The organism is Pseudomonas coronafaciens pv. oryzae str. 1_6 (genome assembly GCF_000156995.2).
GTDB lineage: Bacteria > Pseudomonadota > Gammaproteobacteria > Pseudomonadales > Pseudomonadaceae > Aquipseudomonas > Aquipseudomonas tremae.
Window position 1 is genome coordinate 1,727,481 of sequence record NZ_CP046035.1, and the last position, 26,247, is coordinate 1,753,727.

Genomic DNA, 26,247 nt, shown 5'->3' on the forward strand with positions numbered 1-26,247 from the left:
AAACGGGGCGCTGAGCGCGCCCCGTTTATCGACAGCGTGTTACCTAAGCGTTCAGGCAACGACCTGATAGCACGGCACATACTCCGCGCCACCCGGCAACTTCATCCGGTGCTGGTCGACAAACGCCTGCAACAGCTTGTCCAGCGGGCCCATGATCGACGGGTCGCCCTGGATCTGATACGGGCCGTGTTCTTCGATCAGCCGAATACCCTTGTCCTTGACGTTACCGGCAACGATGCCAGAGAACGCGCGGCGCAGATTGGCGGCCAGTTCGTGGGCAGGTACGTCATGGTTGAGCTGCAGCTTCGCCATGTTTTCGTGGGTCGGATCGAAGGGGTGCTGAAAGCTCTCTTCGATTTTCAGCAGCCAGTTGAAATGAAACGCATCGTTGCGCTCGCGGCGGAACTGCTTTACTTCCTTCAGGCCCTGGGTCATCTGCCGCGCTACGTCTGCCGGGTTGTCGATGATGATCTGGTAATGCCGCTGCGCTTCTTCACCCAGCGTGGCACCGACGAACGCGTGCAGTTGCTGCAGGTACGGTTCGGTGTTTTTCGGGCCGGTCAGGATCACCGGGAACGGTACGTCCTTGTTGTCCGGGTGCATCAGGATGCCCAGCAGGTACAGGAACTCTTCGGCAGTGCCTGCGCCGCCCGGAAAAATGATGATGCCGTGGCCGACACGCACGAACGCTTCGAGACGCTTTTCGATGTCCGGCAGGATCACCAGTTCGTTGACGATCGGGTTCGGCGCTTCGGCAGCAATGATCCCAGGCTCAGTGAGGCCCAGATAACGACCGCCCACTATGCGTTGCTTGGCGTGAGCGATGGTCGCGCCTTTCATCGGGCCTTTCATGACGCCCGGGCCGCAGCCGGTGCAGATGTCCAGGCTGCGCAGGCCCAGTTCATGACCGACTTTCTTGGTGTACTTGTATTCTTCGGTGTTGATCGAGTGGCCGCCCCAGCACACCACCATCTTCGGTTCGACACCGGCGCGCAGGGTACGGGCGTTGCGCAGCAGGTGGAATACGTAGTCGGTAATGCCCTGGGAATTGCTCAAGTCGATGCGCTGGCTGTCCAGTTCGCTTTCGGTGTAGACGATGTCGCGCAGCGCACTGAACAGCATTTCACGGGTGCTGGCGATCATTTCTCCATCAACGAAAGCATCGGCCGGAGCGTTGAGCAGCTCCAGGCGCACACCGCGATCCTGTTGATGGATGCGGACTTCAAAACTTTCGTACGCTTCAAGAATGGTCTTGGCGTTATCGACATGGGCGCCGGTATTGAGGATGGCCAGTGCGCACTGGCGAAACAGGGTGTAGGTACTGCCAGAGCCTGCAGCGCTGAGTTGCTGTACTTCACGTTGCGACAGGGTTTCAAGGCTGCCTTTCGGGCTTACGGTGGCGTTAATCACTTGTCTTGAGAGCATTCTATTTTCCATTAGAGCGATGCAGTCGAGCATCAGGATGGTGAGTGCGCTCGGCACTCACGCCTGTGACACCTTTTCTACAGCACTTGCACGGGAAAGCAAACGTTGCACAGTGCCGGAGCCTGATTTGAGGGCCAAACGTCGCGCCAGAGCCGAATTCGTTTGAAAGCAGGGACTTGCTCACGGCCACCGTGCGGCTGAATTTTGACGCAAGCGCAGGGCGATAGTGAACCTGACCCGTTTCGAGGAGTCTGTTAGCTGATGGTGTTTTTGGACGTTCTGCAAAAAAGGGACCTGATACGCTTTTTGTTGCGTGTCATTGGCAGACAATCCGTCCGGGCAGGAGTTGCAAAACCTTTGGTCGCCTGCCGTCCCCATCCTAAGCCGGCCCGTTCAACGAGGCTTTATTTTCATTCCGGATAAAGATAATTATCGCCATGTCTCGTCATCTTCCTGCACTTCTTTCCCGTGCCCCTGGCCTGTTCTCCGTGTCACGTCGTTTATTGGGGGCTGGCCTGTTCGGTGCTGTACTTACCGTGATTGTTCCTGGTAACGCTCAGGCGGCGGGCAACGAGCGTTGGGTCAGCGACAGCCTTACCACTTACGTACGCAGTGGGCCAACGGATGACCATCGCATCGTCGGTACGCTGAAATCCGGGCAGAAGGTCGAATTGCTCTCCAACTCCGGCAAGTTCAGCCAGGTGCGCGGCGAAGGCGGGTCCACCGTGTGGATTCCCAGCAGTGACTTGCAGGAGGTCCCTGGCCAGGCCGAGCGTGTGCCGCAGTTGACCCAGCAGGTCGCCGAGCTGACCGAACAACTGGCCGGTATCGACAACACCTGGAAAACCCGCGTGCAGGGCATGCAGGAGACTCTGGATGCGCGCAAGAAACTGGTCGATGAGCTCGAAGCGCGGACCAAGACCCTCAACGATCAGTTGGCGGACTCCCAAGCCGAATTGCGTGCTACCCAGGCGCGCCTTGGCGACGAGAACAAGCAGGTAATGATGCGTTACATGGTCTACGGCGGGAGCATCGCCGGTGCCGGGCTGCTGGTCGGTCTGATTCTTCCGGCTCTGACCAAAGGCCGCAAGAAGAACGACGGCTGGGTCTAAGCGCGTCACGCAGGCATGCCGACGCCCTGTGTCGGCATGCTACCCGTGAAGTTGTGCGTCGCATGACGCCTACCTTCATTCGTCGATCCGCTTCCCCGCAATACCCTTCCTGTTTCTGCCTATACGATCCGGCTCGCAAATTCTGCACCTGACTGACTCGCACACAACAGGCGAAGTGCATGTTTGCGCTATAGTTTTTGTCCGGGTGGTCGAAAAACTGAGTGTCGCTGCAAACCTTGTCCCGTTACGCGGGATAGCGGCGCAGGGCTTTGCCTGAATATCAGTCAGCTATCAGTTATCAAGCACGTCTTGAAAGACGTGCTGCCGAGCCCGGTCCGAGTAGCTCTCGGGGCTGTCAGGGCTCGTATTTTTACCTCTCCTGTGCAGGAATCCGGATGCTGGCGTACAACCAAAAAAGCTTTCTTATTGTTGATGACTTCTCTGACTTTCGCAGTTCAGTCAGGTCGATGCTGCGTGAGCTGGGCGTCAAGGAAGTGGATACCGCCGACTCCGGTGAGGAAGCTTTGCGCATGTGCGCGCAAAAGCGCTATGACTTCGTGTTGCATGACTTCAACCTTGGCGATGGTCGCAAGAATGGTCAGCAGGTGCTGGAGGACCTGATGGTCGAGCGGCTGTTGAGTCATGAAAGCGTCTTTATCATGGTCACTGCCGAAAACAGTCAGGCCATGGTCATGAGCGCGCTGGAGTGGGAGCCGGACGGCTACCTGACCAAGCCGTTCAATCGGGCCGGCCTGGCTCAGCGCCTGGAAAAACTTGTGCAGCGCAAGACGCTGCTCAAACCGATTCTGCAGGCGCTCGACCAGCGCAATCCGGCCCAGGTGCTGGCCGCTTGCGACGCCTTGATCAAGCAGGACCCACGTTATGCGCCGCTTTGTCTCCGCTACAAGGCCGAGGCTCTGCGCGACCTCAAGCAGAACGAACCGCTGGAAGCCTTCCTCAAGACTATTCTGGCCGACCGCGCCACCCCTTGGGCATATGGCGCGCTGGGCAGGCTGTTGCTGAAGCGTGGCAAGGCCGCCGAGGCGCTGGTGGTCTACGAGCAGGGGATCAAGGCTTTTCCGATCATGCCCGCGCTGTTCGACGGGTTGGCTGACGTGCTGGTGGCCCTTGGTGATGCCAAGCGCGCCCAGACTGTGCTCGAAAGTGCAGTGCGTCTGTCACCGTTGGCGGTCCGCCGCCAAAGGCTGCTGGGCAAGCTGGCGTTGGGTAACGAAGACTTCGAGAGTGCCTCCAAGGCTTATCGCCAAGCGGTTTCCCAAGGGCAGCATTCACGCTTCAAGGACCCTGAAACCAACCTCGGGCTGGCGCATGCCTTGATCAGCAAAGGTGGCGAGCAGGGCCTTGATGCGCGGACCAGGGTCGAGGTCAACAATGCCTTGGGCGAAGTCGCCAAGGAGCACAGCAACGACGAAGGTCTGCAAGTGCGTACGCGCTTGATGAAGGCTTCCAGCCTGCAACACTCGGACCCCGAAGCTGCCGCCAAACTCACCGAGCAGGCTATGGCCCGACTCGATGGGTCGGAGCTGTTCCTCAGTGCCGACGCCGCCTTGATGGTGGCAGCACAGCTTAAGCAACTGGGGCAGGAAGAGGCGGGTGCCGGTGTCTTGAAGCACTGCGCGCAGGTCTACGGCGATGACCCGGCGGTGATGAAAAGCGTCGCCAGCATGACTGACGACCCTGCCATTCTGGGCGCCAACAAGGCCGCCAGCGATTTGAACCTGCAAGGCGTACGCAGCTACAAGTCCGGCAACCTCACCGAAGCACAGGCATTTTTTCGCAGCGCTCTGGCGTTGCAGCCAAAAAATCTCAGTATTGCGCTCAACATGGCGCAGTCGTTGCTCCATCCCGGCCAGAATCTGGGCCAGGCAGGCCTGGACGAATGCCGGGCCAGCCTGACCATGGTCGGCAAGATCCCGGACAGCGACCCGCGTTTTGAGCGTTATCAGAAACTCAGGGAGAGGGCGTTTGGCGCATGAGTGAAGAGAGGGAGCAGGGGCTTGATTTCTCGATGGTGATTGCCTCCACCGTGCATGACATGAAGAATTCGCTGGCGACGCTGACCCAAGCGCACAGTGAGTGGCTGGCGAAGCTTTCTGTTCAGCAGCGCGACACACCGGAACACGGTGTGATTGAGTACGAGTTCGCCAACCTGAACGGCATGCTGGTGCAGTTGCTGGGCCTGTACAAACTCGGCGTCAACCAGATGCCGCTGCGTCCGGATTATCACGAGCTGGACGATTTCATCGAAGCGCAGCTGGCCCATCATCAGGACGTGCTGGCCAGCCGTGGCATCGTTTCCCGCAGCGACATCGATGTCGTGAGCCCGCTGGGCTTTTTCGACCGCGAACTGGTGGGTTCGGTGGTGGGTAACATCATCGTCAACGCTATCGGTTTTGCCCGCGAGCAGATATTCGTCAGCGTTTCCGGGGCAGACGGTCAATTGAAGATCACCGTCAACGACGATGGCCCGGGTTACCCGGCCTACCTGATCGAGCAGCAGACCGACTACGTGCAGGGGATAAATCAGGGCAGTGGCAGCACCGGGCTGGGCCTGTATTTTGCCGCGCACATCGCGCGACTGCATGCGCGAGGCGGCATGCAGGGGCGTATCGAGATTGCCAATGGTGGCGTGCTGGGAGGTGCGTTGTTCAGCATGACACTGCCTTGAATTAGGCTCTGTACGAAAAGTGGCTGCGCTCGGTGATGCTGCGTTAAGAACAGGCTCGGATGAGAGTCCAATCGGAATGCCCATTCACAACACGTAGAGTCGAACGCGACCCCGGCCGCTCCTCGCTTGTTTTGCCTTACCTGACCTTCGCTCGCCGACTTTTCGTACAGAACCCTGGGGGCAGTGATTCTCCGACACAATCGTGGCTCAGATATTCAGGCCGAAGTTCTGCTTGATGCTGTTGAGGCTCTCCATCAGTTCCTGATTGGAGGCAAGCGGGTGTTTAATCGGCGAACAGCCATGCTTGAGCGTGAAGTGTTCGATAGCTTCGAGGGCGTTTTTGCGGTGCAGGGTATTGGACGAAATCGTTGATTTTTCCAGCGTCCAGGGCTCGTCTCCGAGGTAAAGCTGGGAGTTGTCGATGTCGGCAAAGAACCAGTACGGCGGATGCATATTCTGGTTGATGATGGCCAGCGTGTGGTCGACGTGTTCAAACGCATTGTGATACGTCTCGTCCATCAACCCGGCGGCTTCCAGGCTGCGCCTCGAGTAGTACGAAAACGCCCCGACGCAATGACGGTATAATGGCAAATTGATGCCATTGCCATAATCAATCTTGCACACTGCATTGGCCTCGCCATCCGGCGTCTTGTTCATCAAACCGTGCTGGCTGTAATTCAGGTGCTGTATGCCGGTCAGAGTCGAGGTCAGTATATAAAGCTCGAACACCTCAGGGCTTTTTATGTAGATGTCGTCTTCGATGAGGAAAAAATGCTCGCAGCCAGCCTCCATCAGTCGCGACAACGCTCTGTTCTTGGACTTTCCGACGCCGAGGTTGCTTTCATTATTGAATAAAACCTCGCTGCCGTAGGCAGAGAACTCGGGGTACTCGTCGCCATCATTGATGATGACAATGCTGTCGATGATGTCGGTTGGCAATGAATCGTAAAGTTTTTTCAGCAGTGCCGGACGGTTATACGTGACGATCCCGCAGCCAACCTTTTGACCATCAATCATGGTGATCCTCTGTTCTCTTGAGCGTTAACCTGATTTTTCATGGCCTGCGTCAGCGTTGGCACCGTGTTCAGGGCTACGCTGACGTAAATCATTATGCGTACCTGGTGGTCTGCAATATTTGCGCCAATGCCCCGGCGGGCGGGGCTTCGGGCCTGTACCGGCTAAAGTTTTGCCGGGGACCGCCGACACCCCGGAAAGGCTGTATCCAATATACGATGAGCGGTGGGTAGGTGATGCTGTTAGCTAATAAGTACTGCCAGGGGCACGGTATCGAGTTGGGAGCAGCCGCTCATAACGCTTTCAACCTCCCCAGTTGTCTGAACGTCGCACCGTGCAACGGTGTCGAGTTCCTGCACCCTCGTGACATGGAGGATTATCAGCAGTACTTCGTTGAACAGATGAAGGTGTCGGGTGGTGTCTCGACAGTCGATATGCTTGGCGACTTTCAATGCATCCACACGGCGGACTCGTCGGTCGATTACCTGATCAGCTCACACGTCATCGAGCACGTTCCCAACCTGTTTTCCGCTTATGTCGAAGCCCTTCGGGTATTGAAGAACGGTGGCGTTTTCTTCTGCATATTCCCCAAGCGCACCGCCGCACGGACAGACCGCGCTCGTCGTTTGACGACGCTGGCGCAAATGATCGAAGACTATGAAAACAAGGTCGACATGACCACCGTCGCCGATGGTGAATGGCGCGGTCACTACCAGGTGTTCTCTCTGCAGAGCATGATTCGCGCCGTCAACCATGTGAACACTTCAGGTCTGGGGTCGTGGTACATCGAGTGCGTGGAAGAGAGCGATTCGAAAGTAGGCAACGGCCACACCATCGTGCTGCGCAAGGTTGAAGGCTTGTCGGCAGAAAAATGGCAGGATATCGCCGGTTTCAATGCACAGTTCAATCAGTTGCTCATGGAGGGCAAGCTCGAAAACGCGCTGACCCTGACCAAAATCCTGCTGTCCTTCAATTTTTTCGACGCCAACAGGCTGCATCTGGCTGGCGCCCTGAGTCGTGAATTGGGTCATTTCGCCGAAGGCGTCGAGTTCTTGCGTCAGGCCCTCGTGGTCGACCCGGAGAACGAGGATTACCGCAAGGAGTTCATCGAAGTGACCGGAGCGCCTTTCCACAATCCGGTGCTTTGACGGGACAGGTTTAATGCTTGAGGCTTGAAGCCAGTCGCTTCAGACTTGCAGCTCCCCCTCAAAGGATTGACCCATGACACGCAATGATCCCCACTCGCTGGCTCAGCTATTGTCGGGCATTGATGAAGTGGAGTGCGTAACTCCCGACTTGAACGGCGTGCCGCGCGGCAAGGTCATGACGGCCGAGGGCTTTGTGCAAGGGCGGCGATTGCAACTGGCGCGCGGCGTGCTGCTGCAATGCATCATGGGTGGTTATCCCCCGGCGCGCTTTTACGGCAGCGATGATGGCGACCTGGCGCTGGTCAGCGACCTCCAGCAGATCCACCGCCTGCCCTGGAGCGATCAGCCCAGGGCATTGGCGATCTGCGATGCCGTTGACCTGAGCGGCGAGCCTTGCATGCTATCCACCCGCAACCAGTTAAAGGCGGTGGTTGCCCGCTACGCCGGTCACGGCCTGGCATCGGTGGTCGCCACCGAGCTCGAGTTTTTCGTCTTTGCGCCCAATCCCGACCCGCATCAGCCGTTCATGCCGCCGGTCGGTCTGGACGGGCGCCGCGAGGCGGGGCACTCGGCGTTCAGCATCAGTTCCAATAACGGTCTGCGGCCGTTTTTTGCCGAGGTCTATGCCTGTATGGCGGCGTTGGGACTGCCACGTGACACGGTTATGCACGAGATGGGCGTCAGTCAGTTCGAGATCAACTTGTGGCACGGCGATCCGTTGACGCTGGCCGACCAGACCTTTCTGTTCAAGCACCTGCTCAAAGAGGTCGCCCTCAAGCACGGTCTGATGGTGGTGTGCATGGCCAAACCGTTGGCCAATACGGCGGGCAGTTCGATGCATATTCATCAGAGCGTGGTAGAGATAGCGTCCGGACTCAATGTATTCAGCAACGCCGACGGCGAGGCGACAGCCACTTTCCGCCACTTCATTGGCGGACAGCAGGCCTGCATGGCTGATTTCACGGCATTGTTCGCGCCGAATGTGAATGCCTATCAGCGCCTGTTTCATCCCTATGCCTCGCCCAACAATGCCTGCTGGTCCCACGATAATCGCGCCGCCGGACTGCGTATTCCGGCGAGTGCGGCGGCGGCCAGAAGAGTGGAGAATCGTCTGCCGGGCGCAGACGCCAACCCTTATCTGGCCATTGCGGCGAGCCTTGCGGCGGGGTTGTACGGTATTGAACAGGGCCTGGAGCCGACTGCGGCTATGCAAGGCGAAATCGAGGTGCCGGAAGAATTGTCACTTCCTTGTACCTTGCATGCCGCTCTCGAACGTCTGAAAAGCAGTGAGCTGGCCAAGGAACTGTTTGGTCATGAATTCATCGAAGGCTACGTCGCGTCGAAGGCTATGGAACTGAGCAGTTTTTTCGACGAGATCACCCCCTGGGAACGGCGCGTTCTGGCTGCTCAGGTTTAAGAATCGCAGTATCGGGCTTGTCCATTCGGACGACTCCTTATTTTTGGAAAGTTGATGCGCCAAATCTGGAAATCCTTTCGAGCGCTTTATTTTGCCTCGTTGATGATGTTGATCGGCTCGGGTCTGCTGAGCACTTATCTGGCCCTACGCTTGGCGGCTGATCAGGTCGACAGCTTGTGGGTGGGTGCTTTAATGGCTGCCAACTATTTCGGCTTGGTGCTGGGCGGCAAGATCGGCCACCGTCTTATTGGCCGTGTCGGCCATATTCGCGCCTACGCCACGTGCGCCGGGATTGTCGGGGCGGCTGTGCTTGGGCATGGCCTTATCAGCTGGCTGCCAGCGTGGCTGGTGCTGCGGGTAATCGTCGGCCTGGGCATGATGTGTCAATACATGGTCATCGAGAGCTGGCTCAACGAACAGGCCGAGGCCAAGCAGCGCGGCATGGTGTTCAGCGGTTACATGATCGCTTCCTACCTGGGGCTGGTGCTTGGCCAGCTGGTGCTGGTGGTTCACCCGCAACTGGGCCCTGAGCTGCTGATGCTGGTGGCATTGTGTTTTGCACTGTGCCTGGTGCCCGTCGCCTTGACCCGCGCCATTCACCCGGCGCCTCTGCATCCGGCTCCGCTGGAGCCCCGGTTCTTCATGAAGCGCGTTCCGCAGTCACTGACGGCGGTGCTTGGCGCAGGTCTGATAATCGGTTCGTTCTATGGTCTGGCACCCGTTTACGCCGCCGAACAGGGGCTGTCTACCGAACAGGTCGGGTTGTTCATGGGTTGCTGCATTCTGGCCGGCTTTCTGGTGCAGTGGCCGCTGGGTCTGCTTTCGGACCGCTATGATCGCTCGGTGCTGATGCGGGTGTTTGCGGCTGCGCTAGTGGTGGCGTCATTGCCGCTGGCGGTATTCCCCAGCGTGCCGGTTGAAGTGTTGTTCGGTGTCGGTTTTCTGGCATCGCTGATGCAATTCTGCCTTTATCCGCTGGCGGTGGCATTTGCCAATGACCACGTCGAGGCCGAGCGTCGTGTGTCGCTGACGGCCATGCTGCTCATGACCTACGGTATCGGCGCAAGCATCGGCCCGCTGGCAGCGGGTGTGGTCATGAAGGTTTTCGGCGGCCACATGCTGTATGTGTTTGTCTGCGGCGCTGCGGCGATTCTTGTATTGCTCATCAGGCCGAAGGCTGTCACTCACCTGCACCAGGTGGAGAACGCTCCGCTGCACCACGTTGCGATGCCGGACAGTATGTCCAGTTCACCACTGGTGGTGGCGCTCGATCCGCGTGTGGATGAGCAGGTGGTCCAGGAGCAGATGCAGAATACCGTCGAGCCAGAGACTGTCGAGCCACAACCGGAGCCAGAGTCGGAGCTTGAACCGGAAGCGGTGGCTGACGTCGAGCCTGAGGTGGCGGAGGAAGTGCGCGAGGGCGAGAACGAGACCTGGAAGGCCTGAGGGCAGCAGAAGGGGGGATGTGATTGCGGCATGGCTGCCGCAATCATTGGCACATGTTCTTTGCTGTCAGAAGTCGTCGTCTTTGTCGAAGCGACGTGCTTCACGCTGTAACTGATAGACGAATCGTTCGACCTGACGCTGCACCAGCCCGCTCATGTTGTGAAAGCGTACGCCGGCAAATGTAGTGTGAAACCTTTCTTCGAAGTGCAGATGGCGCAGCTCCACGGGAGCGGTCATGGCACCGAAGGGCAGTTTGGCGATAAAACGATCGTAGACCTGGCCCAACTGCATACGGTCGGAAACGTCGCCTTCGAAACGCAATTTGCAGCCGGTGGCAGAAATATCCAGCAGTTTGCCGGTGAGCGTCGTTTTCATGCGCTCGCCACCGATCTCGACATCAACCAGCTGAGCCAGCTTCAGGGCTGCGCGGAAGGCGTTGCGACGCTGGTGGTAGATGACTTCATCGGGCATCGGGCCGCGGTACGTACGCTGGCCATCAATCTCGAGGATTTCCATGGGCGCCGAGCTTTCCCAGGCAATGCGCACGCCGTCGTGAAAACCTTCTACGCGATAGGATTCGCCATTACCGATAAAGCGTTCGCCGTCTCGGGGGATCATCTCGTCGAGCGCCATGGTGTTGCTATCGCGGTCGACTTCCAGGAGGTAGCTCTGAAAACGCTGGGCGCGCTCATTGAAGGTAATGATCAGCGGATCATGACTCTCGACCAGCAGCCGCAGGTTTGCGGCAATTTCCAAAGGTGTGTTGAGGACCTTGGGGGGCTGCGGAGCATCGTCCGCGCTTGAGCCATTCACGTTCTTGAATCTCCAGGCAAAATACTACGGCAACGCAACAACAGGCATTCTGCCACTACGCACGACACCTTGGTACAGGAAGTTACGCCTGACTCAGAGGGCGGGGTTTTGCTCTAAGCGCAGTTGAACCGCGACTGTCGTAGAGCGTTGGCGTATCGCCGCCGTTCAGTATACGCAGCTGATGGGCAGTGCTGACCTGTTGCAACTGAATAAGACTGCCGTTCCGATCATTCAGAACCTGACATTCATTGATCAACGCGTTCAGTTCGTCGCCCGCCGTCAATAATTGCTCACCGATATCCGACTGGCTGGCCAGTTGCTGGAGACCGTCGCGATTTGCAGGCAGGCCAACACTGGCTAGCAACTGGCTGCGTTTGCGACCATGTTGGTCGAGCAGAATGACCAGCGCCTGTTTCTGCGCCAGTACCTGTTCCATATCGCCCATGTCGCGGCCATGAAGTATCACTGATTCGGCCTGCAACAGCTCAAGTAGCTGACGGCTCGAAGCAATGTCATCGGTGAACATCTGCAGCAAATTAGTGTCTTGCATCGCATGCTCTGGTTTTTAAGCGTCCAGAATATCCAGCGCGAGCCGTGGCTTAGCGTTGGGTTTCGAAATTCAACAGTTTGCTGGCAACACGGTTGCTGTCGACCTTGTAGCTACCGTCTGCGATGGCCTGCTTGAGCTCGGCGACGCGTGCACTGTTGACGGTTGGCAGATCGTTCAGCTTGTCCGTGATGTTGTGCAACTGCTGAGCCTCACTGCTCAAGGAAAACGTTTCCCCGGTGCTCTTGACGCCTGCGGTGGCAGCAGGTGCTAGTGCATCGGTTTTAATGGTTTCTTTATTGGCGCTGGCACGGTTCGTGCTAGAGACAGTTTGTGAATTGTTAAGGCGACTGAAATCTATGACCATGATTGAAAAACCTCTGGGTGTTTGGACGCTTGCCTTGTTTTCGGCCAACCCCAATTAAACTTTAGGCGGATTGTGATAAAGCTTCTCAATAGATGCTTTCCACCGTCGGACATTCTCCGCAGTCTAAAAAAAACCCACCCTTTGCGCCAGCATCAATGCATCACATGGCCACTTCCACCTGACCAGGGCCTGTGACACTGGCTTTTATCACCCGCTGTGAATTGAGGTTCTTCACCCGGATCTGTTCGTTGAAACCGCCGTCGGACATCGCTTCCCCTGGCATCCGCACCGCCAGCGTACCGGTGCGGGCGATGATCACCACCTGATCACCCTTGTGAATCATCTGCGGCTGCTCGAGTGCCACAGGAGTGACGACTTGATCGATGACCATTTGTCGGACAACCTTCTGACCGACTGCCTGATCAAGTGATGCCAGAAATCCCTGCCCCAGGCTGCTCACATCACGCTCGCGCATGGCAACGTCCTGTTCGGTCACGATGGCGTCGCGTTTGAGCGGACGCATGACCGTCACGACGTTGCGAAACAGCTGAACCTGGGCAGGTACGAACACTGTCCACGGCGAGGAGCCTTCACAGCGCACGCGCACTGTTACCCGGCCAACCGGACGCGGGCTCTCCAGGCTGGCTGTCAAATCCTTGTCGCATGCAGCCATCCGCAAACGCGGGTCCAGCTGCTTTACCTGTATGTCATGACGTCCATCAATCTGGTTGGTTGCCAAATAGTCTTCTACTGTGAACTCAAGAAACCCTTGGGTGACGCCGATAAGCTGTTCAGGCAGTGTGAAATTCTCTGCACGGACGAGGTTGCTGGCGCCACAAAGGCACAGCAGAGCGATTGCGCACAGAAGCCTGCGGGTTTTTAATGCGAAGTGTCGAGAAATTGTCGTCTTTGCGTTCATGGAATTACAAATAGCAAAGCCCGTGCCGCTTGTTGATCGAGTGCACGGGTGGCGGTCATTTTGGTTAGGGGGTTCGGCATGGCAGGTGTAATGGATTCAGTAAACCAGCGAACTCAGCTGGTGGGTCAGAATCGCCTGGAGCTGCTCTTGTTTCGTCTCGACGGCAAGCAGCTCTACGGGATTAACGTCTTCAAGGTAAAAGAAGTACTGCAATGCCCCAAACTCACCATCATGCCCAAATCGAGCAAGATCGTCCGGGGCGTCGCCAGCATTCGGGGCGGCACCATTCCGATCATGGATCTGGCAATGGCGACAGGCTCCGCCGGGATGATTTCGCTGGTTAATTCCTTCGTCATCATTACCGAGTACAACACCAAGGTTCAGGGTTTTCTGGTGCATTCCGTTGAACGCATCGTCAATATGAACTGGGAAGAGATCCATCCGCCGCCCAAGGGCACCGGGCGCGATCACTACCTGACGGCCGTGACCCGTGTCGATAATCAGTTGGTGGAAATCATCGACGTCGAGAAAATTCTTGCCGAAGTGGCACCGGTCTCCGAAGAGATTTCGGTGGGTGTTATCGATGCAGACGTCAAGCACAAGGCCGTGTCGATGCGCGTGCTGACGGTCGACGACTCTTCTGTGGCTCGCAAGCAGGTCAGTCGTTGCCTGGAAACTGTCGGGGTGGAAGTGGTAGCACTCAACGACGGTCGTCAGGCGCTGGATTACCTGCTCAAGCTGGTCGCGGAAGGCAAAAAACCGGAAGAAGAGTTTCTGATGATGATCTCCGACATTGAAATGCCGGAGATGGATGGCTATACCCTTACTGCGGCGATACGTAATGACCCGCGCATGCAGAAGATGCACATCACCTTGCACACTTCGTTGTCCGGAGTGTTCAACCAGGCGATGGTCAAGAAGGTTGGCGCTGATGACTTTCTCGCCAAATTCCGGCCTGATGACCTTGCCGCCAGGGTTGTTGCGCGGATCAATGCAGCAGAATAATCAGCCGGGGGCGTCGTCCCCGGTGATTCACATGATTTGAGAGGCGGCACCTTGTCTACGGGTAATTTGGATTTTGATCAGTTCCGGGTATTTCTGGAAAAAGCCTGTGGCATCTTGCTTGGGGAAAACAAGCAGTACCTGGTGTCCAGCCGCCTCAACAAATTGATGGAGCAGCAAGGCATCAAATCGTTGAGCGAGTTGGTCCAGCGTATCCAGACCCAGCCGCGCAGTGGTTTGCGTGAGCAGGTGGTCGATGCGATGACCACCAACGAAACCCTGTGGTTTCGCGATACCTACCCGTTTGAGGTATTGAAGAACAAGGTCCTGCCCGAGCAAATCAAGGCAAGCCCTGGTCAGCGCCTGCGCATATGGTCGGCAGCCTGTTCGTCGGGTCAGGAACCGTATTCGCTGTCGATGTCCATCGATGAGTTCGAACGCGCCAACCCGGGCCAGCTCAAGTCGGGCGCGCAGATTGTTGCAACCGATCTGTCAGGCTTGATGCTCAATAACTGCAAAACCGGCGAATACGACAGCCTGGCGATTGGTCGCGGTCTTTCACCTGATCGTCTGCAGCGTTTTTTTGACGTGAAAAGCCCGGGCCGCTGGGTGGTCAAGGCGCCGATCAAAAGCCGTGTGGAGTTCCGCTCGTTTAACCTGCTCGACAGCTACTCGGCGCTGGGCAAGTTCGACATCGTGTTCTGCCGCAACGTATTGATCTACTTCTCGGCAGAAGTGAAGAAAGACATCCTGCTGCGCATCCACGGCACGCTCAAGCCGGGCGGCTACCTGTTCCTGGGCGCCTCCGAAGCGCTCAACGGTTTGCCGGACCACTACCAGATGGTTCAGTGCAGCCCGGGGATCATCTACAAGGCCAAGTAATAACTGCTGGGTGCTGTTCATAAAGAGACCTTCGGGTCTCTTTTTTTATTCCGCGTCTCAATGTGGTATTGCTGAGGGTGTCATTTAGTCAAACCGTAAAGGAATGAGTTATGCCACACAGCAATATATCCAGCACGCCGCGCCAGCAGTTGACCGAACGCGTCTTGCAGGCCAAGGCAGCCAAGAACCTGACCTGGGCGGCGCTTGCCAATGACACCGGGTTGAGCGTGGTCTACGTCACTGCAGCGCTGCTCGGCCAGCATCCTCTACCGCAAGCGGTAGCCGAGGTGGTCGCCGAGCGTCTCGGGCTGGACAGAGACGCGGTCGCAGAACTGCAAACCATCCCGTTGCGCGGCAATGTCGAAGACGTTTCCAGTGATCCGACAATCTATCGCTTCCACGAAATGGTTCAGGTTTATGGCACCACGCTGAAGGCTTTGGTACACGAGCAGTTCGGCGACGGCATCATCAGCGCAATCAACTTCAAGCTCGACATCAAGAAAGTCGAAGATCCAGAAGGGGGTGAGCGAGCCGTGATAACCCTCGATGGAAAATTCCTGCCCTACAAGCCGTTCTGAGGACGCTGAGATGAGTGATAAAGGAAGACCGCCATTTCCACCCTTTACCCTGGAGACTGCAGTCCAGAAAGTTCGTGGCGCCGAGGATGGCTGGAATTCGCGCGACGCGGCTAAAGTCGCTTTGGCCTACACCGAAGACACCTATTGGCGTAATCGTAGCGAGTTCATCAATGGTCGCGCAGAGGCTCAGGCCTTTCTGGAGCGCAAGTGGCGCAAGGAGCTGGACTACCGCTTGATCAAGGAACTCTGGGCATTCACGGATAACCGCATTGCCGTGCGCTATGCCTATGAGTGGCACGACGACTCGGGCAACTGGTTCCGTTCCTACGGTAATGAGAACTGGGAGTTTGCCGCAAATGGCCTCATGCAACGGCGCTTTGCCTGTATCAACGATCTGCCGATTGCTGAGTCCGAGCGCAAATACCATTGGCCGCTGGGGCGGCGACCTGATGATCACCCGGGGTTGAGTGAGCTGGGCCTCTGATTGAGCTGTCTGGCGTACCGTGTACGCCGGCTTTACTGTTGGTGCCCGACTAATCGGGAAAAAGCGAAGCGTCGCCCGACGACCTTCGGGGCGACGCTCGCAATGGCGGGCTCGCTTGAAGCGACACACACCATACTGGCAAAAAAACGGCACCCACCTTGCCGCTTTACCCCTCACAGCGGAAATGCCTTGCCGCTTTTCTGGCATTGCCGCCTCCGCGTTGCCTGCAACCCTTGCAATCATTGGCTTTTGCAACATGGCACGCCGATTGCTTTGTCAGTAACAACAGAGTCAGGTCAACCGGCAAAGGTTTCCCGAAATGAGCATCAGCTTCGATAAAGCGTTAGGCATACATGAAAAGGCCCTTAACTTCCGGGCTCAGCGGGCAGAGGTGTTGGCCAACAACATTTCCAACGCTGACACTCCGAATTTCAAGGCTCGCGATCTGGAGTTTTCTTCGGTGCTGGCTGCCGAAAACGACAAGGCCCAGAACGGTCATTTCGCGCTGAACAAGACCAACAGCCGTCATATCGAAGCCGAGGGCATGGGGAATGACGATGGCACGCTGATGTATCGCACGCCGTCGCAGCCTTCGCTGGACCAGAACACCGTTGACTCGCAGGTCGAGACGGCCAGTTACACCGAGAACGCCATGGGCTTCCAGGCCAGCTTCACATTGCTCAACAGCAAGTTCAAAGGGCTGGTTGCAGCCCTTCGCGGAGAGTAAATCATGTCACTAGCCAATGTGTTCAACATTGCCGGTAGCGCCATGAGTGCCCAGACCACGCGTCTGAACACCACGGCCAGTAACATCGCCAACGCCGAGACCGTGTCTTCGAGCATGGACCAGACCTACCGCGCCCGCCATCCGGTGTTTGCCACCGTGATGCAGGGTCAGCAATCGACAGGTGGTTCGCTGTTCCAGGATCAGGGTGAAGCGGGGCAGGGTGTTCAGGTCAACGGCATTATCGAAGACAGTTCCAACCTCGAAGCGCGCTACGAGCCCAATCATCCTTCTGCCGACAAGGACGGGTATGTCTATTACCCCAACGTCAATGTCGTGGAAGAAATGGCCGACATGATCTCCGCCAGCCGGTCTTTCCAGACCAACGCCGAAATCATGAACACCGCTAAATCCATGATGCAGAAGGTTCTGACCCTCGGTCAGTGATAGAAGGCGAACGTTATGGCCGTTGATAGCACCTCATCAAACAGCGTTTCATCGACATTTTTGAACACGCTGCAAAACCCGACACCTACCGCGACCAACTCGACCGGTACGCTGGGCAAGGATTCTTTTCTGCAACTGCTGGTTACGCAGATGAAGAACCAGAACCCGCTGGACCCACAGGACAATACCCAGTTCGTGGCTCAGCTGGCCCAGTTCAGCAGCCTTGAAAGCATGCAGAACCTGACCAAGACGGTTGACACGATTGCCGGCAGTTACAAGTCGTCCCAGGCCTTACAGGCGTCGTCGCTGGTGGGCCGTTCGGTGATCATCGATTCGGGCAGCACTTCTGTCGATACGAGCAAGGGCCTGACCGGCTCGATCGTGGTTCCGGGCGCCAGCTCGGTGACAACGGTCAAGGTTTACGACGCGCAATCCAATCTGGTCGACAGCGTCGATCTTGGGGCGCAAAAAGCCGGCACTACCAGCTTTGCCTGGGACGGTACGGATTCAAGTGGTACAGCACTTCCATCGGGCACTTACAGCTTCAAGGCCGAGGGCTCGATCGACGGCAAGAACACGCAACTTTCGACTTATCTGCCCGCCACGGTTCACAGCGTCACGCTGGGTGTCAACGGTGCTGAAACAACGCTTAACCTGGCCAGCGGCAGTGTTGCCCTGTCCAAAGTTCAAACCATCGGATTGTAGAGCCGCTACGGCGCAGGAGTGAAACATGTCTTTCAATATCGGCCTTAGTGGGCTCTATGCTGCAAACAAAAGTCTCGACGTTACCGGCAACAACATTGCCAACGTAGCGACTACCGGTTTCAAATCATCGCGTACCGAGTTCGCTGACCAATACGCTCAGTCGATCCGTGGCACGTCGGGCAAGAGCAGTGTCGGCAGCGGTGTTACCACTGCAGCGGTTTCCCAGCAGTTCTCGCAGGGCAGCCTGACCACCGGTACTGCCAACAGCCTGGACCTGGCCATCAACGGCGACGGCTTCTTCATGCTCAGCAATAACGGCGAGAAGCTTTTCACCCGTGCCGGTGCATTTCACACCGACAAGGAAGGCTACGTCGTCAACAGCAGCGGCATGAAGTTGCAGGGTTACAACGTGGACGCCAGTGGTTCGGTGGTAACCGGTGCGCTCAGCGATCTGCGTGTGGACTCGTCCAACCTGGAGCCCAAGGCCACGACCACCATCACCAACTCGGCCAACCTGAACTCGACGACTCCCATGCCGTCCGTTGCGACTTTCGATGCCACTGACACCAAGACCTACAACACCAAATACAGCACGCCTACTTACGACACCCAAGGCAATGCTCATACCTTGGATCAGTATTTCGTCAAGACCGGCACCAACACCTGGTCGATGTATTCCCTGATGGACGGGCGCAGCATTTCCAACCCGGCCAGCACCACGCCGGACAAGAACAACCTGACGTTCAACTCTGCGGGTAATCTGGTCACTGCTGCGCCGGGCACTGTCCCCAGCGACAGCGCCAACATCAAGTTCAATGCCGACGGTACGTTCGCCGTCAACAACTGGGTGCCTGGTGTACAGATCGGTACTGGCAGTTCGGCAACCTGGGCCGCAAACGGGGCAACCGGCGCAGCTTCCATCAAACTGAACATGTCCGACATTACCCAGACTGCTTCGGTTTCTGGTCTGCTCAAGCAGGATCAGGATGGCTACGCCACGGGTCAGCTCAGCGCGATGAACGTTGATTCGACCGGCAACCTGTTTGCAACCTACACCAACGGCAAGTCTCAGGTGATCGGCCAGACGTCGCTGACCAGCTTCGCCAACGTGCAAGGCCTGGCGCAGGCCGGTGGCACCAACTGGCGCGAAACGTTCTCTTCCGGTGTACCGGTAAGTGGCGCTCCGCAGTCCGGTACCCTGGGCTACATCACGGGTCAGGCGCTGGAAGAGTCCAACGTCGACCTGACCGTGGAACTGGTTAACCTGATCAAGGCGCAGAGCAACTATCAGGCTAACGCCAAGACTATCTCCACACAAAGCACCATCATGCAGACCACTATTCAGATGACGTAATCCACGTCATAGCGGTCGGTATTGAAAACCCCTGTAAAAAGGGGTTTTTTTATGCGCGGTCATTAATGAATCCGTCAAGTTCTGACCGTGTTTAAAGTTACGGATGGGTCGTTCAACCTACTTGGAAATGTCCTACGCACGATGGTGTGAGAATAAAACTCCTCTATAAAATGCCTTTGTGGCAAGGGAGTACTCATGTCATTCAATACAGCGATCAGTGGTATTCACGCTGCCAACAAGAGACTGGAGGTAGCAGGCAACAATATCGCCAACGTAGGCACCCTCGGTTTCAAATCCTCTCGTGCGCAATTCTCGGCCTTGTATTCGTCCGCGCAGCTCGGCAATGGAAACAATGCCGTGGGCGATGGTGTGCGACTGGCTGCGGTGCAGCAGAACTTCAATCAGGGTGAAACGGTGATCAGTTCCGGCAATGCGCTGGACATGCGCATTCAGGGTAACGGCTTCTTTGTGGTGAGTGATCAGGGCTCTCTGGCCTATACGCGAGCCGGCGCTTTCCTCAAGGATGCCGCCAATTTTGTGGTCGACAGCGATGGCGGCCGCTTGCAAGGCTATGCGGCGAATGACAAGGGCGAAATAATCAGTGGCATTCGCACGGACTTGCAGATCGACACGTCCAACGTCGCAGCCAGGGCCACGACCAGAGTGTCCGAAAATATCAATCTGGATTCGTCGCTGCCCTCGCTCTCCCGCTTGCCGGTTTTTGATCCTGCCAACCCGGCGACCTACACTCGGGTTGCCGGCCGTACCATTCAGGACGTGGGGATTGTTCCTGTGCAGGCGGCTGATCACGAGCTCAAGCAGTACTTCGTCAAGACCGAAGATAACCAGTGGACGATGCATGTGTTGGTGGATGGGCGCAACCCGCTGGACCCTGACAGTGTGACGCCGCTGCAAGTACGCGTTGAGCTCAAACCCGATGGCTCTCTGTCGTACAGCGATAATAACCAGCACATTCGTAAAATCTCGGACACTGAGTTTGCGTTGCAGGACTGGGTGCCTGCCAGGCAAGTCAATGGCGTGTGGCTGGCAAGCGGTTCTCTCAATGGCGGCACTGTTTCGTTGCCGCTGGAAGAGGCTGGAGTAAGCGTTCTCGACCCCGCCGATTCGGTCATGAGTCGTTCTGTTCCGGACTTCGATGCCTCTGATCTGAACACTTACAGCAGGATGTTCGGCAATCAGATTTTTGACAGTCAGGGCAACATGCACGAGCTGAAACAATACTTCGTGAAAGACGGCACCAACAGCTGGCGGATGCACGTACTGATTGATGATCGAAACCCGCAACAACCCGAATCAAAAGCGCCGCTTACGGCCAACATCGTGTTCGATACCCATGGTTCGGTCGTGTCGCTGACCGGCAGCACTGGTCTGGACAGCAGCAAAGGCAACCTGCTGCAGCTTACGGGCTGGTCGCCGGCGATGGTGGCGAGCCCCGGTACCGAGCGCGAGCATTGGGCCCCCAACGGGGCGGCTGGCAGCGCCAACGGCATGACCATCGACTTTACCAATCTGCTTCAGCACAACGCCGCCAGCTCGCGCTCGTCTGCCTACGTCGACGGTCATTCGGCAGGGGAACTCAAGAGCCTGGACGTCGGGCGCGACGGCATCTTGCGCGCGGGTTTCACCAACGGCATGAACAAGGATATAGGCCAGGTGATGCTCGCCAGTTTCGCCAACCCTCACGGTTTGCAGCCGCGCAGCGACACACGCTGGGCGGCAACTGCAGATTCCGGAGTGGCCGACTACGACGTGCCGGGCATCGGCACGCTGGGCAGCATCATCAGTGGCGGGCTGGAGGGGTCGAACGTCGTGCTGGCGGATGAGCTGATCGCCCTGATTCAGGCGCAGACGGCCTATCAGGCCAACTCGAAGGCGATATCCACAGAGGTCACGCTGATGCAGACGCTGATTCAATCGACTTGATCAGATCGAACAGTCGGCCTTGATGAAGTGGCCTTTCAGTCGTTTCCAGCCTGGCCCGGGGCTGCTCTGGGCACAGACGATGCGGCTGTCGCCCTGCCATTTGTAGTAATGCGCGGGGGCGGCCTGGGCGAGCAGCGCCAGGGCCATCAGGCTGGCAGCTGCAGTGCCGACGAAGCACCCACGAAAAGACATGGCGATTTACCGATGAGGTCTGTAATGACTGCCAGATTATCACTGTCGTCCGGGTCGTCGATGCGTGTGTGCGAAGTTTTTTTGGCGTTGTATCGGCTTCGGCGAAGGAGGGGCGGCAGTCCGCCGCCGCTATTGGCTGGCGCTTTGCCTCGACCTGTATCTCGGGTGCCCGTTTTTGCTGACTAATCAAGCATTTGTATCGACCCTGACAAGTTGGTCCCAAAATTGCTTTAACCCTTTCAGAACAGCTACAGGCGGCAAGCGTCTGTCGGAGGAGGAAGACTGTGGACAAGTTGCTTTACGTCGCCATGAGCGGTGCATCTGAAAACGCGATTGCGCAGAAGGCTCACGCCAACAACCTGGCAAACGTCTCGACCAACGGTTTCATGCGTGACCTTGAACAGGCCCGCTCGATGCCGGTGTTTGGCGAGGTCATGCCTTCCCGTGCCTATGCCATGAGCGAACGCCCTGGCACTGATTTCTCCGCTGGCGCTATGGTGCAGACCGGTCGTGAACTGGACATCGCCGTCAAGGGTGATGGCTGGATCGCAGTACAGACGCCCGACGGTGGTGAAGCGTACACCCGCAGTTCCGGCATGAACATCGATGCGCTGGGCGTGTTGCGCGACGGCAGCGGTTTGCCGGTAATGGGCAATGGTGGTCCGATCGCCGTGCCGCCTCAGCAGCAGATCGAGATCGGCTCCGACGGAACCATCAGCATCCGTTCGCTGGGCGAGAGCCCGCAGGTGATGGCCCAGGTTGACCGCATCAAGCTGGTGAAGCCCGACCTCAAGACCATGGAAAAAGGCCCTGACGGCCTGATTCACACCAAGACCGGTCGGCCTGCCGATGCAGATGCCACGGTTCAGGTCGAGTCCGGTTTTCTGCAGGCGAGCAACGTCAATGCGGTCGAGGAAATGACCTCGGTACTGGCCTTGTCCCGTCAATTCGAATTGCACGTCAAGATGATGAAGACCGCTGAAGAAGACGATCAGTCTATGGCGCGCGTCTTGCAACTTGGCTAATCAATGACAGCTTGCGCCGACAAACCGGCGCTTGAGGAGAACACACATGCTTCCTGCACTATACGTCGCCAAAACCGGCCTGGCCGCTCAGGACACCAACCTGACCACGATCTCCAACAACCTGGCGAACGTTTCGACCACAGGTTTCAAAAGTGATCGCGCCGAGTTCCAGGACCTGCTGTACCAGATCAAGCGTCAGCCAGGCGCTCAGTCCACTCAGGACAGCGAACTGCCGTCCGGCCTGCAACTGGGTACCGGTGTGCGCATTGTCGGCACGCAAAAGAACTTCACGGCAGGCAGCCTGCAGACCACCAACAACCCGCTGGACCTGGCGGTCAACGGTCGCGGCTTCTTTCAAGTGACTCAGCCGGATGGCACCGTGGCCTATAGCCGCGACGGTACCTTCCACCTTGACGCCAACGGCCAGATCGTGACCGCCAACGGTTATGCCCTCGAGCCTGCGATCGTCGTACCACAGGCTGCACAGACCTTCACGGTCGGCCAGGACGGTACGGTTTCGGTCACGCTGGCGGGTGCAACCGCAACGCCGCAGATCATCGGCAACATTCAGACTGCCGACTTCATCAACCCGGCCGGCCTGCAGGCCATCGGTGGCAACCTGTACCTTGAAACCGGTTCGAGCGGCGCGCCGCAGATCGGCACGCCGGGCCTCAACGGCCTGGGCCCGACCCTGCAGAACACCCTGGAAAACTCGAACGTCAGCACGGTAGAGGAGCTGGTCAACATGATCACCACCCAACGCGCTTACGAGATGAACTCCAAAGTGATTTCCACCGCTGACCAGATGCTGCAAAACCTGACTCAGAACCTTTAAGGCACTGATGTTGTTGCCAGGAAAACTGCTCAATCCGACAGGGCGCCTGATAAGCGCCTGCTACACCGCGAGGTTTCAAGTGTCATGAACCGCCTTAGTGTTCCGCGTCTTTCAGTGTTGATCGCTTCATTGTGCGGGATCACCCTGCTGTCCGGCTGTGTTGCGCCGACGGCAAAGCCCAATGACCCTTACTACGCTCCGGTGTTGCCGCGTACGCCCATGTCGGCTGCTTCGAACAATGGCGCCATCTATCAGGCCGGTTTCGAGCAGAACCTGTACGGCGACCGCAAAGCGTTCCGTGTCGGCGACATCATCACCATCACGCTTTCCGAGCGTATGGCGGCGAGCAAGGCGGCGACATCCGCCATGTCCAAGAACAGCAACAACAGTATCGGCCTGACCTCGCTGTTTGGTTCGGGACTGACCACCAACAATCCGATTGGCGGCAATGACCTCAGTTTGAACGCCGGTTACAACGGCGCCCGGACGACCAAGGGTGACGGCAAGGCCGCGCAGAGCAACAGCCTGACCGGTTCGGTCACCGTGACGGTTGCGGATGTGCTGCCCAACGGCATCCTGTCCGTGCGTGGCGAGAAGTGGATGACCCTCAACACCGGTGATGAACTGGTACGGATCGCCGGGCTTATTCGCGCCGATGACATTGCAACCGACAACACTGTTTCTTCTACCCGCATTGCCGATGCACGCATCACCTATTCGGGGACCGGAGCCTTTGCCGACACCAGCCAGCCAGGCTGGTTCGACCGGTTCTTCCTCAGCCCGTTGTTCCCTTTCTGATAGCGGGATAGACATGATCAAGCTCAAGCAACTGATAGCGGCGACCTTGTTGTTGTCCACAGCGTTCGGCGTTCAGGCCGAGCGCCTGAAGGACATCGCAAGCATCTCCGGCGTACGGGCCAACCAGTTGATCGGTTACGGTCTGGTCGTGGGTCTCAATGGTACAGGTGACCAGACCACCCAGACCCCGTTCACCCTGCAGACCTTCAACAACATGCTGTCGCAATTCGGCATCAAGGTGCCGGCCGGTTCCGGCACCGTACAGCTCAAAAACGTCGCGGCGGTGGCTGTTTATGCAGACCTCCCGGCGTTTGCCAAGCCGGGTCAGACGGTCGATATCACCGTGTCCTCGATCGGTAACTCCAAGAGCCTGCGTGGCGGTGCGTTGTTGATGACGCCTATGAAAGGTGTCGACGGCAACGTCTACGCCATCGCTCAGGGCAACCTGGTCGTGGGTGGTTTCGATGCGGAAGGTCGTGACGGTTCGAAAATCACTGTAAACGTCCCGTCTTCGGGGCGCATTCCAGGTGGTGCGTCGGTAGAGCGCTCGGTGCCGAGCGGCTTCAATCAGGGTAATACCTTGACCCTCAACCTGAATCGTTCCGACTTCACCACGGCCAAGCGGGTTGTGGACAAGATCAACGACTTGCTCGGCCCTGGCGTTGCCCAGGCACTGGATGGTGGCTCGGTGCGTGTAACCGCGCCGCTTGATCCGGGTCAGCGTGTCGATTACCTGTCGATTCTGGAGAACCTGGAAGTCGATCCGGGCCAGACCGCTGCCAAGGTCATCATCAATTCCCGGACCGGCACCATCGTCATCGGCCAGAACGTCAAGGTTTCGCCTGCCGCTGTGACGCACGGCAGCCTGACCGTGACCATTACCGAAGACCCGATCGTCAGCCAGCCGGGCGCGCTGTCCGGTGGCCAGACCGCGGTAGTGCCCCGTTCGCGGGTTAATGCCCAGCAGGAGCTGCACCCGATGTTCAAGTTCGGTCCAGGCACCACGCTGGATGAGATCGTCCGTGCGGTCAATCAGGTGGGTGCTGCGCCCGGTGACCTGATGGCCATTCTCGAAGCCCTGAAACAGGCCGGCGCACTGCAAGCCGACCTGATCGTTATCTGAGGACTTGCGCATGGATATGCCAAAGGGCGGAATTTCATCAGCGGTCGACTCCGGTGCCTACACCGACGTCAACCGTCTGGCGGCTTTGAAGCATGGCGACAAGGACAGCGTGGAAAACCAGAAAAAGGTGGCCCGCGAGTTCGAATCTCTGTTCGTCAGCCAGATGCTCAAGGCCATGCGCTCGGCCAACGAAGTGCTGGCCAAGGACAACCCGATGAACACCGCGGCGACGCGGCAGTATCAGGACATGTATGACCAGCAATTGGCAGTCACGCTGTCTACCCGTGGTAACGGTATCGGCCTGCAGGACGTCCTGATGCGCCAGTTGTCGAAAGACAAGGGCATCCAGCACGCGGCTCCGACCGATGCGGCCAGGCCTGCGACCGCCACTGACGCGGCGCCTGCCAAGACCGGTCTGGCGACCAGTGTTTACCAGCGTCCGCTGTGGGCCACGCGCTCGGCGGCGGCAGACCAGGCAGCTGCAGCGGCTTCGGCGTCCGGCGAAGGCCGCAACGACATGGCCATGCTCAATGCCCGTCGCCTGTCCTTGCCGAGCAAGCTCACCGACCGCCTGCTGGCAGGCATCGTGCCGTCGGCCACCGCAGCGGTGACCAACAGTCCTGTGCCGGCTCGCGCTGCTCCGGGGATCGCTGGCAAGAACGGCGACTGGACACTCGACCCGAACCTGGCGCCTGCGCCGGAATACGTGCGCACGATGGCCCAGCCGCCGCTGGCCCCGGCCAAGCGCGCGTTCAGCAACGCCGATCAGTTCGTCGAGACCATGTTGCCGCTGGCCAAGGAAGCCGCAGCGCGTATCGGTGTCGACCCGGTCATGCTGGTGGCTCAGGCCGCGCTGGAAACCGGCTGGGGCAAGTCAATCATGCGTCAGCAGGACGGCAGCAGCAGTCATAACCTGTTCGGCATCAAGGCCGCCGGTAGCTGGAAGGGCGCCGAGGCGCGCGCTATCACCAGTGAGTTCCGCGACGGCAAAATGGTCAAGGAAACGGCAGATTTCCGCTCCTATGGTTCGTACGCTGACAGCTTCCATGATCTGGTCAGCCTGCTGCAGAACAACAATCGATATAAAGAAGTGGTCAACTCGGCCGATAAACCGGAACAGTTTGTAAAAGAATTGCAGAAGGCCGGTTACGCCACCGACCCGGACTATGCCAGCAAGATTTCGCAGATTGCGAAGCAGATGAAGAGTTACCAGACATACGCCGCTGCAACGGGCTCTTCCACGACTTTATAAGGTTT

At 57.8% G+C, this 26,247-nt stretch carries 27 protein-coding genes; 20 read left to right on the forward strand and 7 right to left on the reverse strand.

Features of this window, described 5'->3' with window-relative positions; translation table 11 throughout:
- Positions 1-51 precede the first annotated feature (51 nt).
- Entirely contained in the window at positions 52-1,425 is a 1,374-nt protein-coding gene (gene ppnN, locus POR16_RS07805; protein ID WP_024670760.1) for a nucleotide 5'-monophosphate nucleosidase PpnN, read from the reverse strand.
- A gap of 437 nt (positions 1,426-1,862) precedes the next feature.
- On the opposite strand from ppnN, the gene POR16_RS07810 reads away from it, so the two are divergent.
- The 3 genes from POR16_RS07810 to POR16_RS07820 all read left to right on the forward strand — a co-directional run bounded on the left by POR16_RS07810 (position 1,863) and on the right by POR16_RS07820 (position 5,226).
- A complete protein-coding gene (locus POR16_RS07810; protein WP_024670759.1) occupies positions 1,863-2,537 on the forward strand; it encodes a TIGR04211 family SH3 domain-containing protein in 675 nt (224 codons plus the stop codon).
- A 395-nt stretch (positions 2,538-2,932) separates the two neighbouring features.
- The gene (locus POR16_RS07815) at positions 2,933-4,534 is read left to right on the forward strand and encodes a tetratricopeptide repeat-containing response regulator (RefSeq protein ID WP_005890030.1); all 1,602 of its coding nucleotides are present in this window, start codon (positions 2,933-2,935) and stop codon (positions 4,532-4,534) included.
- The gene (locus POR16_RS07820) at positions 4,531-5,226 is read left to right on the forward strand and encodes a sensor histidine kinase (protein ID WP_024670757.1); all 696 of its coding nucleotides are present in this window, start codon (positions 4,531-4,533) and stop codon (positions 5,224-5,226) included. Before POR16_RS07815 ends, POR16_RS07820 begins: the two co-directional genes overlap by 4 nt.
- Positions 5,227-5,433: 207 nt before the next feature.
- On the opposite strand, the gene POR16_RS07825 is transcribed toward POR16_RS07820, so the two are convergent.
- On the reverse strand, positions 5,434-6,243 hold the full coding sequence (locus POR16_RS07825; protein WP_053481196.1) for a glycosyltransferase family 2 protein: 810 nt from the start codon (positions 6,241-6,243) through the stop codon (positions 5,434-5,436).
- A gap of 233 nt (positions 6,244-6,476) precedes the next feature.
- On the opposite strand from POR16_RS07825, the gene POR16_RS07830 reads away from it, so the two are divergent.
- The 3 genes from POR16_RS07830 to POR16_RS07840 all read left to right on the forward strand — a co-directional run bounded on the left by POR16_RS07830 (position 6,477) and on the right by POR16_RS07840 (position 10,251).
- Positions 6,477-7,388: a class I SAM-dependent methyltransferase gene (locus tag POR16_RS07830; protein WP_042932195.1), complete on the forward strand. Its 912-nt coding sequence runs from the start codon at positions 6,477-6,479 to the stop codon at positions 7,386-7,388.
- A gap of 175 nt (positions 7,389-7,563) precedes the next feature.
- Complete coding sequence (locus POR16_RS07835; protein ID WP_183132239.1) at positions 7,564-8,805, forward strand: glutamine synthetase family protein; 1,242 nt, start codon at positions 7,564-7,566, stop codon at positions 8,803-8,805.
- A gap of 54 nt (positions 8,806-8,859) precedes the next feature.
- Positions 8,860-10,251 (forward strand): MFS transporter, encoded by a 1,392-nt coding sequence (locus POR16_RS07840; protein WP_005890036.1) that lies wholly within the window; start codon positions 8,860-8,862, stop codon positions 10,249-10,251.
- A gap of 66 nt (positions 10,252-10,317) precedes the next feature.
- On the opposite strand, the gene POR16_RS07845 is transcribed toward POR16_RS07840, so the two are convergent.
- The 4 genes from POR16_RS07845 to flgA form a co-directional block, all read right to left on the reverse strand.
- The gene (locus tag POR16_RS07845; RefSeq protein ID WP_005890037.1) at positions 10,318-11,064 is read right to left on the reverse strand and encodes a flagellar brake protein; all 747 of its coding nucleotides are present in this window, start codon (positions 11,062-11,064) and stop codon (positions 10,318-10,320) included.
- Between the two features lie 82 nt (positions 11,065-11,146).
- The gene (locus POR16_RS07850) at positions 11,147-11,614 is read right to left on the reverse strand and encodes a flagella synthesis protein FlgN (RefSeq protein ID WP_005890038.1); all 468 of its coding nucleotides are present in this window, start codon (positions 11,612-11,614) and stop codon (positions 11,147-11,149) included.
- A 49-nt stretch (positions 11,615-11,663) separates the two neighbouring features.
- Entirely contained in the window at positions 11,664-11,978 is a 315-nt protein-coding gene (gene flgM, locus POR16_RS07855) for a flagellar biosynthesis anti-sigma factor FlgM (RefSeq protein ID WP_005890039.1), read from the reverse strand.
- Between the two features lie 160 nt (positions 11,979-12,138).
- The gene (gene flgA, locus POR16_RS07860; RefSeq protein WP_005890040.1) at positions 12,139-12,897 is read right to left on the reverse strand and encodes a flagellar basal body P-ring formation chaperone FlgA; all 759 of its coding nucleotides are present in this window, start codon (positions 12,895-12,897) and stop codon (positions 12,139-12,141) included.
- 78 nt (positions 12,898-12,975) lie between these two features.
- Here flgA and POR16_RS07865 point away from each other — a divergent pair, with 78 nt between their 5' ends.
- From POR16_RS07865 to POR16_RS07910, 9 genes are all read left to right on the forward strand, one after another.
- Positions 12,976-13,902, forward strand: coding sequence for a chemotaxis protein CheV (locus POR16_RS07865; RefSeq protein WP_005890041.1), 927 nt, complete (start codon positions 12,976-12,978; stop codon positions 13,900-13,902).
- A 51-nt stretch (positions 13,903-13,953) separates the two neighbouring features.
- Positions 13,954-14,781 (forward strand): protein-glutamate O-methyltransferase CheR, encoded by an 828-nt coding sequence (gene cheR, locus POR16_RS07870; protein ID WP_005890042.1) that lies wholly within the window; start codon positions 13,954-13,956, stop codon positions 14,779-14,781.
- A gap of 110 nt (positions 14,782-14,891) precedes the next feature.
- Positions 14,892-15,359, forward strand: a complete 468-nt coding sequence (cynS, locus tag POR16_RS07875; RefSeq protein WP_005890043.1) for a cyanase — start codon at positions 14,892-14,894, stop codon at positions 15,357-15,359.
- Positions 15,360-15,369: 10 nt separating this feature from the next.
- Positions 15,370-15,843, forward strand: a complete 474-nt coding sequence (locus POR16_RS07880) for a nuclear transport factor 2 family protein (protein WP_003370064.1) — start codon at positions 15,370-15,372, stop codon at positions 15,841-15,843.
- Positions 15,844-16,162: 319 nt separating this feature from the next.
- Positions 16,163-16,570: a flagellar basal body rod protein FlgB gene (flgB, locus tag POR16_RS07890; RefSeq protein ID WP_005767037.1), complete on the forward strand. Its 408-nt coding sequence runs from the start codon at positions 16,163-16,165 to the stop codon at positions 16,568-16,570.
- Positions 16,571-16,573: 3 nt separating this feature from the next.
- Positions 16,574-17,014 carry a flagellar basal body rod protein FlgC gene (gene flgC, locus POR16_RS07895; RefSeq protein ID WP_002554316.1) on the forward strand — a complete coding sequence of 147 codons (441 nt, stop codon included), beginning with the start codon at positions 16,574-16,576 and terminating at the stop codon, positions 17,012-17,014.
- Between the two features lie 15 nt (positions 17,015-17,029).
- Entirely contained in the window at positions 17,030-17,719 is a 690-nt protein-coding gene (gene flgD / locus POR16_RS07900) for a flagellar hook assembly protein FlgD (protein ID WP_005890044.1), read from the forward strand.
- A gap of 25 nt (positions 17,720-17,744) precedes the next feature.
- Entirely contained in the window at positions 17,745-19,073 is a 1,329-nt protein-coding gene (gene flgE / locus POR16_RS07905; protein WP_005890046.1) for a flagellar hook protein FlgE, read from the forward strand.
- A gap of 195 nt (positions 19,074-19,268) precedes the next feature.
- Positions 19,269-21,017, forward strand: a complete 1,749-nt coding sequence (locus POR16_RS07910; RefSeq protein ID WP_005890048.1) for a flagellar hook-basal body complex protein — start codon at positions 19,269-19,271, stop codon at positions 21,015-21,017.
- Here the strand turns inward: POR16_RS07910 and POR16_RS07915 are convergent, their stop codons facing one another.
- Positions 21,018-21,209: a hypothetical protein gene (locus tag POR16_RS07915; RefSeq protein ID WP_024670749.1), complete on the reverse strand. Its 192-nt coding sequence runs from the start codon at positions 21,207-21,209 to the stop codon at positions 21,018-21,020.
- A 284-nt stretch (positions 21,210-21,493) separates the two neighbouring features.
- Here POR16_RS07915 and POR16_RS07920 point away from each other — a divergent pair, with 284 nt between their 5' ends.
- The 5 genes from POR16_RS07920 (at position 21,494) to flgJ (ending at position 26,242) form a co-directional block, all read left to right on the forward strand.
- On the forward strand, positions 21,494-22,234 hold the full coding sequence (locus POR16_RS07920; RefSeq protein ID WP_024670748.1) for a flagellar basal body rod protein FlgF: 741 nt from the start codon (positions 21,494-21,496) through the stop codon (positions 22,232-22,234).
- 46 nt (positions 22,235-22,280) lie between these two features.
- Complete coding sequence (gene flgG, locus POR16_RS07925; RefSeq protein WP_005890056.1) at positions 22,281-23,069, forward strand: flagellar basal-body rod protein FlgG; 789 nt, start codon at positions 22,281-22,283, stop codon at positions 23,067-23,069.
- Between the two features lie 84 nt (positions 23,070-23,153).
- Positions 23,154-23,867, forward strand: coding sequence for a flagellar basal body L-ring protein FlgH (flgH, locus tag POR16_RS07930; protein ID WP_005890058.1), 714 nt, complete (start codon positions 23,154-23,156; stop codon positions 23,865-23,867).
- A 13-nt stretch (positions 23,868-23,880) separates the two neighbouring features.
- A complete protein-coding gene (locus POR16_RS07935; RefSeq protein WP_005890060.1) occupies positions 23,881-24,990 on the forward strand; it encodes a flagellar basal body P-ring protein FlgI in 1,110 nt (369 codons plus the stop codon).
- A gap of 10 nt (positions 24,991-25,000) precedes the next feature.
- Positions 25,001-26,242 carry a flagellar assembly peptidoglycan hydrolase FlgJ gene (gene flgJ / locus POR16_RS07940; RefSeq protein WP_005890062.1) on the forward strand — a complete coding sequence of 414 codons (1,242 nt, stop codon included), beginning with the start codon at positions 25,001-25,003 and terminating at the stop codon, positions 26,240-26,242.
- Positions 26,243-26,247: the final 5 nt, after the last annotated feature.